Source organism: Pseudomonas sp. MWU349 (assembly GCF_017947325.1).
Lineage (GTDB): Bacteria > Pseudomonadota > Gammaproteobacteria > Pseudomonadales > Pseudomonadaceae > Aquipseudomonas > Aquipseudomonas protegens.
In genome coordinates this window covers 761,128-776,999 of the sequence record NZ_JAFEVP010000003.1, presented here as the reverse complement: position 1 = coordinate 776,999, position 15,872 = coordinate 761,128, and the positions used below count along the sequence as shown (strand labels likewise).

14 protein-coding genes and 1 tRNA gene are annotated in these 15,872 nt (G+C 63.9%); 11 read left to right on the top strand and 4 right to left on the bottom strand.

Annotation, left to right across the window (positions count from 1 at the left end; genetic code table 11):
- Window positions 1-239 precede the first annotated feature (239 nt).
- The 5 genes from KCG88_RS15665 (at window position 240) to KCG88_RS15645 (ending at window position 4,099) form a co-directional block, all read left to right on the top strand.
- A complete protein-coding gene (locus tag KCG88_RS15665; protein WP_047284321.1) occupies window positions 240-1,727 on the top strand; it encodes a sensor domain-containing diguanylate cyclase in 1,488 nt (495 codons plus the stop codon).
- Window positions 1,720-1,938: a cysteine-rich CWC family protein gene (locus tag KCG88_RS15660; protein WP_041116457.1), complete on the top strand. Its 219-nt coding sequence runs from the start codon at window positions 1,720-1,722 to the stop codon at window positions 1,936-1,938. Before KCG88_RS15665 ends, KCG88_RS15660 begins: the two co-directional genes overlap by 8 nt.
- 29 nt (window positions 1,939-1,967) lie before the next feature.
- Window positions 1,968-2,660: a pseudouridine synthase gene (locus tag KCG88_RS15655; RefSeq protein ID WP_047284320.1), complete on the top strand. Its 693-nt coding sequence runs from the start codon at window positions 1,968-1,970 to the stop codon at window positions 2,658-2,660.
- A 325-nt stretch (window positions 2,661-2,985) separates the two neighbouring features.
- Window positions 2,986-3,870, top strand: a complete 885-nt coding sequence (locus KCG88_RS15650) for an alpha/beta hydrolase (RefSeq protein ID WP_210712688.1) — start codon at window positions 2,986-2,988, stop codon at window positions 3,868-3,870.
- A 155-nt stretch (window positions 3,871-4,025) separates the two neighbouring features.
- Window positions 4,026-4,099, top strand: a tRNA-Gly gene (locus KCG88_RS15645).
- Window positions 4,100-4,205: 106 nt separating this feature from the next.
- On the opposite strand, the gene KCG88_RS15640 is transcribed toward KCG88_RS15645, so the two are convergent.
- The gene (locus KCG88_RS15640) at window positions 4,206-4,535 is read right to left on the bottom strand and encodes an SMI1/KNR4 family protein (protein ID WP_246882703.1); all 330 of its coding nucleotides are present in this window, start codon (window positions 4,533-4,535) and stop codon (window positions 4,206-4,208) included.
- Window positions 4,536-4,644: 109 nt separating this feature from the next.
- On the opposite strand from KCG88_RS15640, the gene KCG88_RS15635 reads away from it, so the two are divergent.
- Window positions 4,645-5,373, top strand: a complete 729-nt coding sequence (locus tag KCG88_RS15635) for a class I SAM-dependent methyltransferase (RefSeq protein WP_047335920.1) — start codon at window positions 4,645-4,647, stop codon at window positions 5,371-5,373.
- 79 nt (window positions 5,374-5,452) lie between these two features.
- On the opposite strand, the gene KCG88_RS15630 is transcribed toward KCG88_RS15635, so the two are convergent.
- A complete protein-coding gene (locus KCG88_RS15630; RefSeq protein ID WP_210712687.1) occupies window positions 5,453-7,228 on the bottom strand; it encodes a sensor domain-containing phosphodiesterase in 1,776 nt (591 codons plus the stop codon).
- A gap of 375 nt (window positions 7,229-7,603) precedes the next feature.
- On the opposite strand from KCG88_RS15630, the gene KCG88_RS15625 reads away from it, so the two are divergent.
- The 4 genes from KCG88_RS15625 to KCG88_RS15610 all read left to right on the top strand — a co-directional run bounded on the left by KCG88_RS15625 (window position 7,604) and on the right by KCG88_RS15610 (window position 11,700).
- Window positions 7,604-9,142 (top strand): DUF1800 domain-containing protein, encoded by a 1,539-nt coding sequence (locus KCG88_RS15625; protein ID WP_210712686.1) that lies wholly within the window; start codon window positions 7,604-7,606, stop codon window positions 9,140-9,142.
- 27 nt (window positions 9,143-9,169) lie between these two features.
- Window positions 9,170-10,357 (top strand): DUF1501 domain-containing protein, encoded by a 1,188-nt coding sequence (locus tag KCG88_RS15620; protein WP_210712685.1) that lies wholly within the window; start codon window positions 9,170-9,172, stop codon window positions 10,355-10,357.
- A 475-nt stretch (window positions 10,358-10,832) separates the two neighbouring features.
- On the top strand, window positions 10,833-11,120 hold the full coding sequence (locus tag KCG88_RS15615) for a hypothetical protein (protein ID WP_015634499.1): 288 nt from the start codon (window positions 10,833-10,835) through the stop codon (window positions 11,118-11,120).
- A gap of 205 nt (window positions 11,121-11,325) precedes the next feature.
- Complete coding sequence (locus KCG88_RS15610) at window positions 11,326-11,700, top strand: hypothetical protein (RefSeq protein WP_210712684.1); 375 nt, start codon at window positions 11,326-11,328, stop codon at window positions 11,698-11,700.
- Between the two features lie 56 nt (window positions 11,701-11,756).
- Here the strand turns inward: KCG88_RS15610 and KCG88_RS15605 are convergent, their stop codons facing one another.
- A complete protein-coding gene (locus KCG88_RS15605) occupies window positions 11,757-12,293 on the bottom strand; it encodes a GNAT family N-acetyltransferase (RefSeq protein ID WP_047284313.1) in 537 nt (178 codons plus the stop codon).
- A gap of 229 nt (window positions 12,294-12,522) precedes the next feature.
- Here KCG88_RS15605 and KCG88_RS15600 point away from each other — a divergent pair, with 229 nt between their 5' ends.
- A complete protein-coding gene (locus tag KCG88_RS15600; RefSeq protein WP_210712683.1) occupies window positions 12,523-14,703 on the top strand; it encodes a TonB-dependent siderophore receptor in 2,181 nt (726 codons plus the stop codon).
- A 57-nt stretch (window positions 14,704-14,760) separates the two neighbouring features.
- Here KCG88_RS15600 and KCG88_RS15595 read toward each other — a convergent pair whose 3' ends face one another.
- Window positions 14,761-15,771, bottom strand: coding sequence for an Ldh family oxidoreductase (locus KCG88_RS15595; RefSeq protein ID WP_210712682.1), 1,011 nt, complete (start codon window positions 15,769-15,771; stop codon window positions 14,761-14,763).
- Between the last annotated feature and the right edge of the window lie 101 nt (window positions 15,772-15,872).

Genomic DNA, 15,872 nt, shown 5'->3' with positions numbered 1-15,872 from the left:
TTGCATAGGACCGCAAAAAGCCTTTGCGGTGCGCCGCGTAGCAGCGCCCCGATGACTTCACCGACCAGTGGCGGGGCCCGCTTGGCGGCCCTGCAGGCCCCAACTGCGACGAGCCTCAGGCGGGCCTTCCAGCGCCTGGCAAACGTATCGAAGTCGAGACAATTCAGGTGCGTGATGAACGAGTTATTTGCGCGCCGTGCCACTAGAATGCGTCATCGGGCCACTATCACGGAATCACCATGCCGCGCCGCTCTCTCCTGTATTCCCAGCGCTCGCTGGTTCTGGTCCTGATCGCCCTGCTGGGCAGCGGTTTTCTCGCCACCTCGCTGCTCAGCTACTACGCCTCGCGGGATTCGATCCGCGACAGCATCGTCAATACCGAACTGCCCCTGACCTCCGATACCGTGTACTCGGAAATCCAGAAGGACCTGGTGCGGCCGGTACTGATCTCCTCGATGATGGCCCGCGATACCTTCATGCGCGACTGGGTGGTGGCCGGCGAGCGCGACCCGAGCCAGATGACCCGCTACCTCAACGAGGTCATGACCCATTACGACGCCTACACCGCGTTCTTCGTCTCCAACACCAGCCTTACCTACTACCAGGCCAAGGGCGTGCTGAAGAAGGTCAAGGCCGATGAGCCCCGGGACGCCTGGTACTTTCGCGTACGCGACATGAGCACGCCCTACGAGATCAACGTCGACCCGGACCTGGCCAACCAGGACAAGCTGACCTTCTTCATCAACTACAAGGTCCACGACTACCAGGACCGCTTCATCGGCGCCGCCGGGGTCGGCCTGACCGTGGATGCGGTGATCAAGCTGATCGACAAGTACCAACAGCGTTACCAACGCAGCGTGTACTTCGTCGACGCCTTCGGCCGCATCGTCCTTACCGGTGCCGACGGCGGCCCCCAGGGCGCCCGCAGCGGCCAGTCGCTGCATGAACTGGACAGCCTCAAGGAGCTGATGAGCCAATTGCCCAAGCCCCACAGCGGCAGCTATGAATACCATTCCCAGGGCCAGGGGCACTTTCTCAACGTGCGCTTCATTCCCGAGCTGAACTGGTACCTGTTCGTCGACAAACGCGAAGACGGCGCCCTCAACAGCATCCGCCAGTCGCTGTACCTGAACCTGCTGATCTGCCTGGTGATCACCGCCATCGTGCTGGTCCTGCTCAGCGCCGTGGTGCGCCGCTATCAGCGCAAGATCGAAGCCCAGGCCACCCTCGACAGCCTTACCCGTCTGCCCAACCGCCGCGGGTTCGACCTGTTGGCGGCCCAGGCCCTGCAAGAGGCCCGGCGCGACCTGACGCCGCTGTGCGCCGTGCTACTGGACCTGGACCACTTCAAGCGCCTCAACGACACCTACGGCCACCTGGCCGGGGACCAGGTGCTCAGTGGCTTCGCCCAGGACCTGCTGGGCTGCCTGCGCCAGTCCGACATCGTCTGCCGCTGGGGCGGCGAAGAATTCATCGTCCTGCTCAAGGACACCGACAGCAGCGTGGCCCTGGGCATCGCCGAGAAGATCCGCCTGCTCACCGAACAGCAGCGCTATCACTATGAAGGGCAGCCGCTGCAACTGACCGTCAGCATCGGCTTGACCTGCCTGCAGGCCCAGGACACCCTGCACAGCCTGCTGTCCCGTGCCGACCACGCGATGTACCGTGCCAAGCACACCGGACGCAATCGAACCTGCGTGGAAATGCCTCACTCCAGCCATGAATGAACCTGAACTCTGCCCCGCCTGCGGTGCCCGCAACGACTGCACCCTGGCCGACCCGCGCCGCGCCGGCCAGGCCTGCTGGTGCTACAGCGTGGACATCGACCCGGCAATCATCGAAGCCCTGGCGCCGGAGCTGCGCAACCAGGCCTGCCTGTGCCCGCGCTGTGCCGGGGTCGACGCGCAGCTGCGTGCCGGTACCCTGCCCCGTCCCTGAGCCCCTCCAGCCGATAGCCACCGATTCCCATGCGCATTGACCGTTTTCTCAGCAACCTGCCCCGTTTCAACCGCCAGCAAGTGCGCGTGCTGCTGGTGCAACGACGCATTCGCATCGATGGGCAGCCGGTCAGCGACCCCAAGGCCGAGGTCCGCGAGTTCAGCCGGGTGGAGCTGGACGACGAAGTGCTGCAGGCCGGCAAGCCGGCGCGCTACTTCATGCTGCACAAGCCCATGGGCTGCGTCAGCGCCACCCGCGACCCCGAGCACAAGACCGTGCTCGAACTGATCCATGAGCCGGACCCGCAGGATCTGCATATCGCCGGGCGCCTGGACTACAACACCACCGGGCTGATGCTGATCACCAACGATGGCAACTGGTCGCGGCGCCTGACCCAGCCCCAGACCAAACTGCCCAAGCTCTATTACGTGGAAACCGAGCAGGAGATCGGCCCCGAATACGTCGAGACCTTCGCCCGGGGCCTGTACTTCGCCTTCGAGGACCTGACCACCCTGCCCGCTCAACTGCAGATCCTCGGCCCCCGCAGCGCCCGGCTGAGCATCGTCGAAGGGCGCTATCACCAGGTCAAGCGCATGTTCGGCCACTTCAACAACAAGGTGCTGCGCCTGCACCGCGAACGCATGGGCCCGCTGCTGCTGGACGAACGCCTGGCCCCCGGCGAATACCGTGCTCTGAGCGACGCCGAAATACGCCTGGTCTGAGCGTTACGGCGCGCCACACGACCGCTGGGCAGAAGCTGTCGAACAATTTGCCCAATGACCTTGCAGGTTCCCGGTTGCCCTGCTTGAATCTGTCCGTCGGCCGAATTGTGACCGATGAGTCACGAACACACATCTAAGAAACCCTTTGCCGGCCTGAGCCCTGCCTGCTCTGCCTTCCCCCCGGCAAATCGCCCGCCTATAACAACACCCGTCGACCTGCCTTACCGGATCGACATGGGCTCCGATTCCAGGCGTATGCCTACCTGTCACATTGCCCGTGCACACTCACGTTGCGCGCATACCCGCTTGCCAGGAGTCTTATGACATGAGGCCAGAAATCGCTGTGCTGGATATACAGGGTCAGTATCGGGTTTACACGGAGTTCTATCGCGCAGATGCCGCAGACAAGACCATCATTCTGGTCAACGGCTCACTGGCCACCACTGCGTCCTTTGCCCAGACCGTGAAGAACCTCCACCCGCAGTTCAATGTGGTGCTCTACGACCAGCCCTACGCGGGTCGCTCCAAGGCCCACAACAGGCACGAACGGATGCTCACCAAGGAAGTCGAGGGGCAGATCCTGCTGGAGTTGATCGAGCACTTCGCCGCCGAGCATGTGCTGTCGTTTTCCTGGGGCGGCGCCGCTGCCCTGCAAGCGCTCTCCCAGCGCCCGCGACGCATCGAGAAGGCGGTGATCAGCTCGTTCTCGCCGGTGATCAACGAGCCAATGCGCGACTACCTGGAACGCGGTGTCGACTACCTCGGCAGCCGCGATGGCCATCGCGTTGGCCACCTGGTCAACAACACCATCGGCAAGCACCTGCCGTCGCTGTTCAAGCGTTTCAACTATCGCCACGTCAGCAGCCTGGCGGAACATGAATACGGGCAGATGCACTTCCACATCAGCCATGTGCTCCATGGTGATCGCCAGTGCTACCTCAGGGCCGCACGCAACATCCAGGTCCCGGTGCTGTTCATCAACGGCGAATGGGACGAGTACACCTCGGCCAACGATGCCCGGCTGTTCGCCAACCATGTACAGCAGTCGAGCTTCAGCACCATCCAGGCCACCGGGCACTTTCTCGACATGGAGCACAAGGCCGCCTGCCGCGACACCCGCCAGGCCCTGATGGGGTTCCTCAAACCGGGCCAGTACGACAACCGTTCGCGTGCCTCGCATGTCCAGGAGCAGCATGTACGAGCCCTCTGAAAAGCCCTCCTCGCAGGCCGCCTGCATACCGTGACAACCCCGGTTTTCACGGTATGGGGCGGGCTTGCGATAAAGGTCAGCGGCGCGCAAGCGCAAGTCAGCCAAAGAAAAACTTCAAATCCACGGCCACATCTGGTACAAAGTCAGCCGTTCGAGCGGGTGTCGTATAATGGCATTACTCCAGCTTCCCAAGCTGATAACGAGGGTTCGATTCCCTTCACCCGCTCCACTTCCCCAATCTGCGTGCCCACGCAGAAGCTCCAAGCAGTTTCCCAGTCGTTGAACCGCAACGATCTCTCCCTCCAGACCAGACCATTCAAGCCCAAGCCTTGTGCCTACCCGGGCCGATCGGTGCTGGCCAGAAAAGCTGCATAGCCCTCGGCAACCAGGGACGTGGCGCCAGTCTCATGGGACCAGAGCACCACCACCGGCTCACCGGCCTCCCCCAGCACGGCGTAATCGAAGCAGTAGTAGTCGCCCGTGCCGAACTGGGCGAACGGCAGCAGGCTGGAGAAACCCGCCGGGTCAGCGCAGACGTTGTCCTGCCAGGCCCGCCAGCCGCTGTGCCGATGAAGATCCTGGCGTGCAAAGCATCCGGCGATGGCCCGGCCCGCAAAACCGGCTAAGATATCCGACCTGTTTTGCTGCACCACCTGCCCGGCCATCGACGATACCTGCGTCGCGCCCTGCGAGGGAGAAGCCCCTCAGCCGTTTCAACTGCATGACATTCCCTGCCTACCAGGGCTGCACACGAACCTGAAAGAGCCTCCCGACATGACTCAGAACATCTACGACGACCCGACTTTTTTCCAGGCCTACAGCCAGATGGGCCGCTCCCTCGGCGGCCTCGACGCCGCACCGGAATGGCCGGCCCTGCAAGCCCTGCTGCCACCGATGAACGGCCTGCGGGTGCTGGACCTGGGCTGCGGCTATGGCTGGTTCAGCCGCTGGGCCAGCGAGCACGGTGCCCGCCAGGTAGTGGGCCTGGACGTTTCGCAGAAGATGTTGGCCAGCGCCCGCGCCAGAACCTCGGCACCCAACGTGCAGTATCAGCAAGAGGACCTGGAGCAACTGCGCCTGCCCGCCTGCAGCTTCGACCTGGCCTATAGCTCACTGGCCCTGCACTACATCAAGGATTTGCCCGGCCTGTTCGCCCAGGTCTATGGGGCCCTGGTGCCGGGGGCGCGCCTGGTGTTCTCCATCGAGCACCCGATCTTCATGGCTCCGCGCAACCCGGGCTGGCAGGTGGACGCGCAGGGCCGCCAGTCCTGGCCGGTGGACAGCTACCAGCAGGAAGGCGAGCGGGTGACCCACTGGCTGGCCGAAGGGGTGATCAAGCAGCACCGTACCCTGGGCACCCTGCTCAACACGCTGATCGATACCGGCTTCAACCTGCGCCATGTGCAGGAGTGGGGCCCCACGGCGCAGCAGGTCGAGGACCTTCCGGCGCTGGCAGAAGAGCGGGAGCGGCCGATGCTGTTGCTGGTGGCAGCGCAGCGCTGAGGAGGTGCGGCGCCCTCAAGGTTTTTTAACGCCCCTTCGGGCCGCTCGCAGCCTGCGACCGCGGCTACAGAAGCCGCAGTCAGTAGCCTTGCTGGAGTGGAAAGCGCTGGGCCGCGCTGCGGGCCAGGAATTTTTCCTGGACCATGGGCCGGGCCAGGAAATAACCCTGGGCCTCGTCGCAGCCGAAGGTGCGCAGCATCTGCAGGCACTTGAAGCTTTCAATGCCCTCGGCCACGGTGCGGTAGCCAAGCTCCCGGGCCAGGGCGATGACCGAGCGGGTGATCTTCTGGTGCTGGGCACTGTTCTCAAGGTCGGTGACCATGGATTTGTCGAGCTTCACCACATTGGCCGGAATCTGATGCAGATAGGCAAAGTTGCTGTAGCCGGTGCCGAAATCATCAATGGCCACATCCATGCCCAGGGCGCGGATCTTGCTCAACTGATCCAGCACCCGCGGGTTGGAACGCAACCAGGCACCCTCGGTGATTTCCACTTCCAGGCGATGGGGTTCGATACCGTGGCGGCGACAGGCCGCCTTGAGCACATCAGCGATGTCCTGGTCCTCGAAATCCTGGGGCGAGAGGTTGATCGACAGACGCTGCACTTCACCGTTGCTCCAGGCCTGCAGCTTGCCGAGCACCGCATTGATCACCCAATGGGTTACGCGGTGGATCAACGCATTGCGCTCCATCACCGGAATGAACTCCGCCGGTGAAATCGGCCCCAGCCAGGGGTGATCCCAGCGGATCAGCGCCTCGGCGCTGACCTGGGCGCCGTCGGGCAGGGCGAAACGCGGCTGGAACATCAGGTAGATCTGCCCACTGTCCAGGGCTTCGCTGATATCCGAGGCCAGGTTGAAGGCTCGCCGGTAGGCTTGGTCCCGCACCACGTCGTAAGGCGCCCAGGTGCTGCGGTTGAGGGTCGCCAGTTCCAGGGCGAACATGGCCTTGCGCAACACGTCGGGCACGGCGTCGCGGTCCGTGGAGAACTCCACCGTGCCCGCGCACACCCCGGGAATCATCGGCAGTTCCAGCCCTGGCGGCTGACGCCGCAGGCGCCGCACCAGGCCTTCCAGGAAGCGCTCGATTCCGGGAGCCGCCGGCAACAGGAAGCCGAAGCGCTTGACCGAGACGTGATACACCCGCACATGGCGCCCCAGGTAGGCGAGCAGTTGCTGGGCCAGGAAACGCACGATGGTCTCGAACGGCGCCAGGCCCATGGCCAGGGTCAACTCATGGGCCACGGTCATGTCCACTGCATCCACCAGCACCAGCACGCGCCTTTCTCCCGGGTTCTCATCCGCCAGGTCGTACAGGTCGCTCTGAAATTGCTCACGGTTGGGCAGCCTGCTCACCGGGTCGCGTCGGGTCAGGCGCTGGCGCTGCTCCACCTGCTCCATCACCAGGGATGCCAGGTCCCGCAGTTGCTGGCGCTCGGCAGCGTTCAGGCGCTGGGGCTGGCGGTCGATGACGCACAGGCTGCCGATGGCGTGCCCGGTGGAGGTGATCAGCGGCGCGCCGGCATAAAAACCGATACCCGGCTCTTCGGTCACCAGGGGATTGGCATGGAAACGCACATCCTGGCGGGCGTTTTGAACCTCGAACACATCACCGGACTTGATGGTATAGGCGCAGAACGATTGCTCGATGGGGGTCTGCTCAAGCGCAAAGCCCACCCGCGACTTGAACCACTGCCGATCACGGTCCACCAGGGTGATCAGGGCCGTGGGCACCTTGAAGTACTCTGCGGCCAGCCGGCAGATGCGGTCAAAACGCTCGCACCGGGCCGTATCCAACAGTTCCAGGGCATACAGGGCAGCCAGGCGCTGCTCCTCGGCCAGCGCCTTATCGGGCATATTGCGCCTCGGGCAGGATCAACACACTCATCACCAATCTATCTCACCAACGCAGGGATGGAACGACACCCGGAAACCGGGCCGGGCCTTGAAGTAGTGGCACTACGACATCCATCGACAGCATGACGCAGTGGCTAGTGCTTGCCAATTCCATCCGTCGGACGAACGGTCGACGGCAAGCCCACCCACTCTGCGTTGAAACACTTGTCCTAGAGCATTGCTGACCGAAAGCCGGAACACCCCTCTGGTAGCCTGCGACGCTATACCGCTGTGCTGCCCAGGGAGCCGGAACAGGCTTCATGCCCTGCCCTGAACCCGACGCCAGACGGCGAAAATCCCCATCGGCCGCGACCTCTCACTTCGGACCCACCGCCCATGCCAAGGCTTTCCCCGTTGCCTCGCTGCCTGTACCTGTCGACTGCCCTGGCTGTGCTGCTGCCAATCCTGGCCCACGCCGCACAATCTCAAGCGCCCAGTGCCGCCGACATCGCCTGGCTGCGGCGTGACGGCTTCGACCTGGACGCGGCGCAACTCCAGCGCCTGCGCACCCTGGGGCGCAATGGGCTACTGAGTGCGCAACTGGATGATCGCCTGCACGATCCGTTGCCACCGGCCATCGACACCCTGCTGCGCAGTTATCCGGCCCTGAACGATTCGCCCCGCTCCCTGCTGGAGGAGTTCCGGCAGCGCCAGGAACAGATCAAGGCAATGCCCGAGGACGAAGCGCGCAACCAGGCGCAAAAAGACCTGCGCCAGTACGCCACCCAACTGGCTGAACAGACCCAGTCCAGTGTGCTGCTGCAAGCTGTCTACGGCCCCAACCAGCTCAAGGAACAACTGGTGCTGTTCTGGCTCAACCATTTCAGCGTGTTCCAGGGCAAGGGCAGGGTGCGGCTGCTGACCGCCGATTACCTTGAGAACACCCTCCGCCCCCATGCCCTGGGCAAGTTCAAGGACCTGCTGCTGGCCACCCTGCAAAGCCCGGCCATGCTCGAATACCTGGACAACAGCAGCAACGCCAGGGGCAAGGTCAACGAGAACTACGCCCGTGAACTGATGGAACTGCACAGCCTGGGCGTCGACGCCGGCTACAGCCAGGAAGACGTGCAACAGCTGGCGCTGATCCTCACCGGAGCGGGGCTGGCACCCCTGGACGGTCGCGAGCAGCACTTTCCCCGCAACCTGCAGCCCCTGGTGGTGCAACAGGGCCTGTTCCAGTTCAACCCCAAACGTCACGACTTCAGCGACAAGCACCTGCTGGGCCATACCATCAAGGGCAGCGGGTATGACGAGATCACCCAGGCCGTGGATCTCATCACCCGGCAACCGGCCTGCGCGCGGTTCATCTCGCGCAAGCTGGCCCAGTACTTCGTCGCCGACGAGCCGCCGCCGGCGCTGGTGGCGCGCATGGCCAAGAGTTTCAGTGACAGCGATGGCGACATCGCCCAGGTCATGGCCACCCTGATGCAATCACCAGAGCTGCTGCACGCGGCCGGCAGGAAATTCAAGGACCCGCAACAGTTCGTGGTCTCGGCGCTGCGCCTGACCTATGACGGCAAGCCCCTGGCCAACCCGCGACCCTTGCTCAACTGGCTGAATCAGATGGGCCAGCCCTTGTTCGGGCGCATCACTCCCGACGGCTGGCCGCTGGTGGCCAGTGGCTGGTCGAGTTCCGGGCAGATGGCCAAGCGCTTTGAGATCGCCCGGGCCATGGGCTCAGGCAACAACCGGCTGTTCACCGCCGAGGGCAGCCGGGTCCCGGGGCCGGGCTTTCCCATGATCACCACGCCGATGTATTACCAGGCGATCGCCCCCTACCTCTCCAGCACCACCCGCAACGCCCTGGAGCAGGCCGTTTCCCCCCAGGAATGGAACACCTTCCTGCTGTCCTCGCCAGATTTCAACAATCGCTGAAAGCGCCTTACCCGACCAGGAGCCGCCATGAATCGTCGCCAATTGTTGATCGCCGCAGCCGCCCTGCCCGGCCTGACGTTTTGTGCCCGGCTGTTCGCCGCACCGGCCTCGGCGCCGCGCACCCTGCTGGTGTTCCTGCGCGGCGGCTATGACTGCAACAACCTGCTGGTGCCCTACAGCAGCGACTTCTACTACGAGTCGCGCCCGACCCTGGCGATAGCCCGGCCCGATGGGCACAACCCGCAGAGCGCCATCGCCCTGGACAGCCACTGGGGCCTGAACCCGGTGCTGCGCGATTCGCTGTACCCGCTATGGCAGCGCCGGGAACTCGCCTTCGTGCCCTTTGCCGGCACCGACGACCTGTCCCGCAGCCACTTCCAGACCCAGGACACGATCGAGGCCGGCCAGCCGAGCCAGCAACGCCGGCGCTACGACTCGGGCTTCCTCGCACGCCTGGCGCGGCAGGTGCCCGACAGCGCGCCTATCGCCTTTACCGACGCCCTGCCCCTGAGCTTCCAGGGCGGCCAGGAGATTCCCAACCTGTCCTTGCGCAGCGCCGGCAAGGCGCCCTTCAATGAGCGCCAGGCAGCGATTCTGGCCTCCATGTACCAGCACACACCCTATGCCGCCGCGGCCAGCGATGGACTGGCCCTGCGCCAGAAGGTCTCCCAGGAGCTGCAGCAAGAGATGCTCGCGGCCAATCGCGGGGCGGCCAATGCACAGAGCTTCGCCGCCCAGACCCGACGCATGGCCGGCCTGATGCGCGAGCAGTATCGCCTGGGCTTCGTCGATGTCGGCGGCTGGGATACCCACGTCAACCAGGGCAGTACCCAGGGCCAGCTGGCCAGCAACCTGGCCAACCTCGGGCAAGGGCTGGCAGCCTATGCCGAGGCCATGGGCGAGCACTGGAAGGACAGCCTGGTGGTCGTGGTCTCCGAATTCGGTCGGACCTTTCGCGAGAACGGCGCCCGGGGCACCGACCACGGCCATGGCACGGTGTACTGGGTGTTGGGCGGCAGCATTCGCGGCGGGCGCCTGGCCGGCGAACAAGTGACGGTGAACGCGCAAAGCCTGCTGCAGAACCGCGACTACCCGGTGCTCAACAACTACCGGGATCTGCTCGGCGGCCTACTGGGCGCTACCTGGGGGCTTTCCAGCGCTCAGGTACAGGCGGTGTTCCCCGGTTCCCGGCCCGCGACCCTGGGCCTGGTCTGATGCCGTTGCTGAAACGCCCGGGCGCAGGCAAAAAAAGAGCGATCCCAGGGTCTGTACGAAAACTCGCCGAGCAAAGACCAGGCAAGGCAAAAACAGGCGAGGAAGCGGAGTTTAGGAACCTAAATGAGCATTCCGAGCCTGTTTTTAACGCAGTCTGATCGAAGCGCAGGTAGTTTTCGTACAGAGCCCACGATCGCTCTGCGGTTTGCAAACGGATGCACCGGGCCGTTCGCCCCGGCAGACTCTTGGCAACCTGCCGTGAATCCGCTTGAAACCATTTGCCCCCTGTCACCGCCCGGCTCCTGCCAGGCGTGCCGATCTTTTTACCAGTGCGCAACTGTCTGCTTGCTGAACCCGAAGCCAATCCCGCCCTCGATGCTGCCCCCCGCGCTGCCAGAGCGCTTGCCAAGCCGGGGAAAAACCTGAAGCATTCGCAGCCCGCGCCCCCGGCGCCTCCCACGGAAGGAGCCGTGCCTTGAAAACACTGCTGTTGCTGCTCTCCCTCATCCTGCTGATGGTGCTCAACCTCGGTTACTACACCGAGCTTGAAGAGGCTGAAACCCATACCCGCTGGTTTATCAAGACATCCCCGACCCTGCGCCTGGAATTCTTCAATATCCACGCCAATGACGGCGACTACCGGCGCGTAGAAAAGCTCACCGATGAACAGCGGCAGATGATCATCGACTATTGCAAATACCGCCTGGGCATCGACACCCAGGTCACCACCCAGGCCGATGTGGAGCGTTGCGCCAAGCTCTAGGGCCGCCCTGCCCCCCCTCTCTCCCAGCCTCCGCCCCGGGGTACGACCGCGATGCAGCGCTCATTGGCCCCTGGGTACCGGAGCACCTGCGCCCGACGCACCTCCCGAAGTGCTATGGTGGCCGGCTGCCCTGCGTGCCAGGGCTCACTGCAGAAGCAATACGCTGCGCGCGTGGTCGCCACCTTGAGGAGGTCACTGAAGAGATATGTGTAACGCAAAAGATATCTATACCGCGGGTTGGGTCCTGGTGGTCATGGCCGGGCTGGTGTCCCTGGCGATCCAGGTCTACCTGGGCTATTTCAGGCTTGATGACATGGTCAAGCATCTGTCGCGCTGCCGGGTCATTGCCATCCGCATGCCACTCCTGGGCAAGGACCCCCTTAGCCGTTTCTTCATGCTGCTGTGCATCGGCGCACTGTTCGCCATGCCCCACCTGTTCCTGCGCAACGGCGGCCTGAACGTGAAGGACTACAGGACATTCCCCCTGAGCCTGAAGTGGCTGATCAATCTGTTCCAGTTCGCGGCCCTGGTGGCCGTCATTGCCTTCCTGGTGCTGTGGTGGGTCAGCCGCCACCTCTGACGGCAGGCATGGACCATACGGGGCGCCTCCCACGGCGCCCCACACGTGCCCCCGCCTCAGCCAGCCGGCCGTTGCTGGCAAAAATCTTCACGGGTCATTGCAAAGAAGCGGCAGGGCAAGCCTTCGAAATCGGCATTGTGGGTGAAGCGAAAACCGACCTTGCGCGCCACCGCCAACGACGCCTCGTTGTCGACATGGGCATCGACGACTATGCGCTGCACCGCCGGGTCGGCAAACGCATGCTCGACGATCCGCCGCGCGGCCTCGCTGGCAAAACCCCGCCCCCAGGCACGCCGCACCAGGCGCCAGCCCATTTCCAGCTCGGGCCCCACAGCATCGAAGGGAATGAAGGAAACCCAGCCCAGCAACTCATCCGGCGCGTCCTTGGCGAAGATCGCCCAATACCCGCAGCGCGGGCCGAAATCCTGGGTCATGCGCCCCTGTAAAAAGTCCCGGTGCCACTGCCCGCCATCCCAGGTCCCGGGGATGAAGCGCGTGACTTCGGGGTCCTGATCCATACCCAGGCACGCCTGGAAATGCTCAAGGGTACGGGGGCGCAGCAACAGGCGGGCGGTTTCGAAATGCAGGTTCATCCGTGAGCATCCTGAAAGGGGGCGCTCATGAAACCGCAACGCCGGAAAAAAAAGAACCCTAAGGTTCGGCAACAGACCACGCCCCCCAGCAGCGGTCCTGAGGAGGGCCCGGCTGTCGCGCATACAACGACGCATACACTTTTCGACATGATTGTTCAGATAGTTCCGATTGAATGATATTAGTTCGCAGATGAGAATTCATTCCAAATAAACGGAGGCTCTATCTGAAATGTCCAGTCCTGCCCGCCCACACCCATGGAAGTTGTGGTCCACGTCCCTCGGTTTGATGGCCCTTGGCGAAGCCAGCCTCGGCGCCACCGAGCAATCCACCGAACGCCCATCCGACCCGGCATCCGTCACCCTCGGCACCACCCACGTCAAGGGCGAACACAAGCCGGGATACAAGCGCGAAACATCCGATTCGGTGAAGTTCACCGCACCGCTGCGCGAAACCCCGAAGTCGGTGACCATCATCACCGAATCCCTGATGCAGGAGCGTGCGGTGTCCACCCTGGCCGATGCCCTGCGCACCACGCCGGGAATCACCTTCGGCGCGGGCGAAGGCGGCACGCCGCTGGGCGACCGGCCCTTCATCCGGGGTTTCGAAGCCAGCACCGACATCATGATCGACGGCATTCGCGATGTCGGGCGCATGACCCACGAAGCCTTCAACGTCGAGCAGATCGAGATCGTCAAGGGCCCGGGCTCGGCCTACGCGGGGCGCGGTTCCACCGGCGGCACCATCAACCTGGTCAGCAAAGTGCCGCAGCAGGAAACCTTCGCCGCCGGCAGCCTGACCCTGGGCACCGATCAACTGCGCCGCACCACCGTCGACCTCAACCAGTACCTGCCCGAACAGAACATGGCGCTGCGCCTGAACGCCATGAAGCATGAAGCCGATACCCCCGGGCGCGACGAGGTGGAAGTCACCCGCTGGGGCCTGGCACCGAGTTTTTCCTTCGGCCTGAACACCGATACCCGCGGCACCCTCAGCTACTACCACCTGCAGAGCGACGACATTCCCGACCAGGGTGTTCCGGTATCGGCCATCAGCGGCAAGCCGGTCAAGGTCGACCGGGACAATTTCTACGGCTTGAGCAAACGCGACTTCCGCAAGACCTCGGCCGACCTTTTCACCCTGCAACTGGAACACGACATCAACGACCACCTGACCCTGCGCAACACCACCCGCCAGGGGCGCAGCATGCAGGACTACATCATGAGCCGGCCGACGCTGGGCGCCAATGCGGTGGCCAGCATCAAGAATGAAAACGCCGGTGTCGTACTGCGCGGCCCAGCCCGGGGCCGAAACGTGGTCAACACGTCGCTGATCAACCAGACCGATATCTTCGGCAAGTTCGACACCGGCTCCATCGGCCACAGCTACAGCGCCGGCCTGGAGTTTTCACGCGAACGGATCGATGTGAAGAACCGCTACGCCCCGAAGAACTCCGAAACCGACCCGGGAGACCTGAACAACCCCAATCCTCAGGATCCCTACGCGCCTGTACCGCGAGGCAACGGCAGCCACGACGTCACCCGGCACAACAACCGCGCCCTGTACGTGATGGACACCCTGGCCCTGCATGAACAGTGGGACCTGAACCTGGGGGCGCGCTTGGACAACTACCATGTGCGCGATGGTGTGCAGAGCAACCGCAGCAACCTCTGGACCTACCAGAGCGGCATCGTCTTCAAGCCCCTGCCGTACGGCAGCATCTACCTGTCCTATGGCACCTCGTTCAACCCATCGGGGGAAACCGCCGGGCAATCCGGGGGGGCCGACGGCGCCGCGGGCGGGCGGTTGAGCAACCTGGATCCGGAAAAGAGCCGCAGCATCGAGCTGGGCACCAAGTGGGACCTGCTGAACGAACGCCTGTCCCTGACCGCGGCCCTGTTCAAGACCGAGAAGACCAACGCCCGGACCTACGACCCGATCAGCAACGAGGTCACGCTGGACGGCGACGTCGAGGTGAAGGGATTTGAAGTGGGAGCCACCGGCCATCTCACCGAGCAGTGGGAAGTGATGGCGGGCTACACCTACCTGGATGCCAAGACGGTCAAGTATGCGTCCGGAAAAAACACCAACTTCGATGGCAACCAGGCCAAGTTCATTGCCCCCAACAGCGGCTCGGTCTGGACCACCTACGCCCTCACCGACCGCTGGAAGGTCGGCGGCGGCGCCAACTATGTGGACAAGCGCTATACCAACGATGAAAACACCCGCAGCCTCGATTCCTACTGGCGCTACGACGCCATGCTCGCCTACCGGGTGAACAACAACCTGGACCTGCAACTCAACGTGCTCAACCTCACCGACGAGACGTACTACGACGCCTCCCACGTGGGGATGTTCGCCACCGTCGCGCCGGGGCGCTCCGCCGAGCTGGCGGCCAACGTACGCTTCTGATGCCGTAAAGCCGGCTCCTGCACTCATCCGCAGGAGCCGTCTGCCGGCGAACAGGCCTCAGAGCAACCCGCGAATATCCTCCAGCAGCCCCCGGGGAATCTGCACCCCATGCTCCAGGCTGCGGGCCCGGGCCGCAAAACGCCGCTGCGACGGCAACCGTGCGCCCTGTTCGGTGATCGCCGCAAACAGCCCTTCTGCCCGCTCCAACCCCTGCTGATATTCCTCACCCAAAAACACCCTGGGATCGAACGCCAGCACCAGTTCGCCATGGCAAGGCGTCGCCCCCACGCCTCCATCGAAGACCATGGACTCGGCACTGGTCAGGTCGCCGATCAGGGCACCGGCCAGCAACTCGATCATCGCCGCCAGGGCCGAACCCTTGTGCCCGCCGAACGTCTGCATGGCGCCCTGCAACGCCGCCTTGGCATCAGTGGTGGGCTGGCCATCGGCGTCGATGGCCCAGTGCTCGGGAATCGGCTTGCCCTGGCGTGCATGCAGTTCGATATCCCCCCGGGCAATGGCACTGGTGGCGAAATCAAAGACAAAAGGCTGGGCCCCCGGGCGCGGCCAGGCAAAGGCCAGGGGGTTGGTGCCGAACACCGGATGACGCCCGCCCGCCGGCGCCACCCAGCTATGGCTGGGGTTCATCGCCATCCCCACCAGGCCGCAGTCGGCAATCGCCTCGACCTCCGGCCACAGCGCGGAAAAGTGGAAGCAGCGCTTGATCACCATGGCGGCGATCCCCTGGCTGCGGGCCTTTTCCGCAAGGATCGGCAAGCCGGTATGAAACCCCAGCAGGGAGTAGCCGTAATGGGCATCCACCTCCAGCACCCCAGGAGAAACATGCCGCAGGCTGGGTTCGGCCCGGGGGTTTATCCGGCCCTCGCGCACCGAACGTACGCAGCCCAGCAGACGATACACCCCATGGGAGTGGCACTCGTCACGCTGGCCCTGGGTGATGACCTCGGCGATTGCCCGGGCATGGGCGTCGGACAGGCCGTGGCGAGTGAGGACCTGATAGGACAGGGCATAGACTTCATCCAGTGACAGGGTGATGTATTCGGACATGCAAGAACCTCTATGGCAGGTGGGGAACGCTCCTGTGGGAGAGTTTGCGGATAGGTAAGGCAAGCAGGATGAGCAGGCGCGCCGGCACTCCCGGGGAGAGC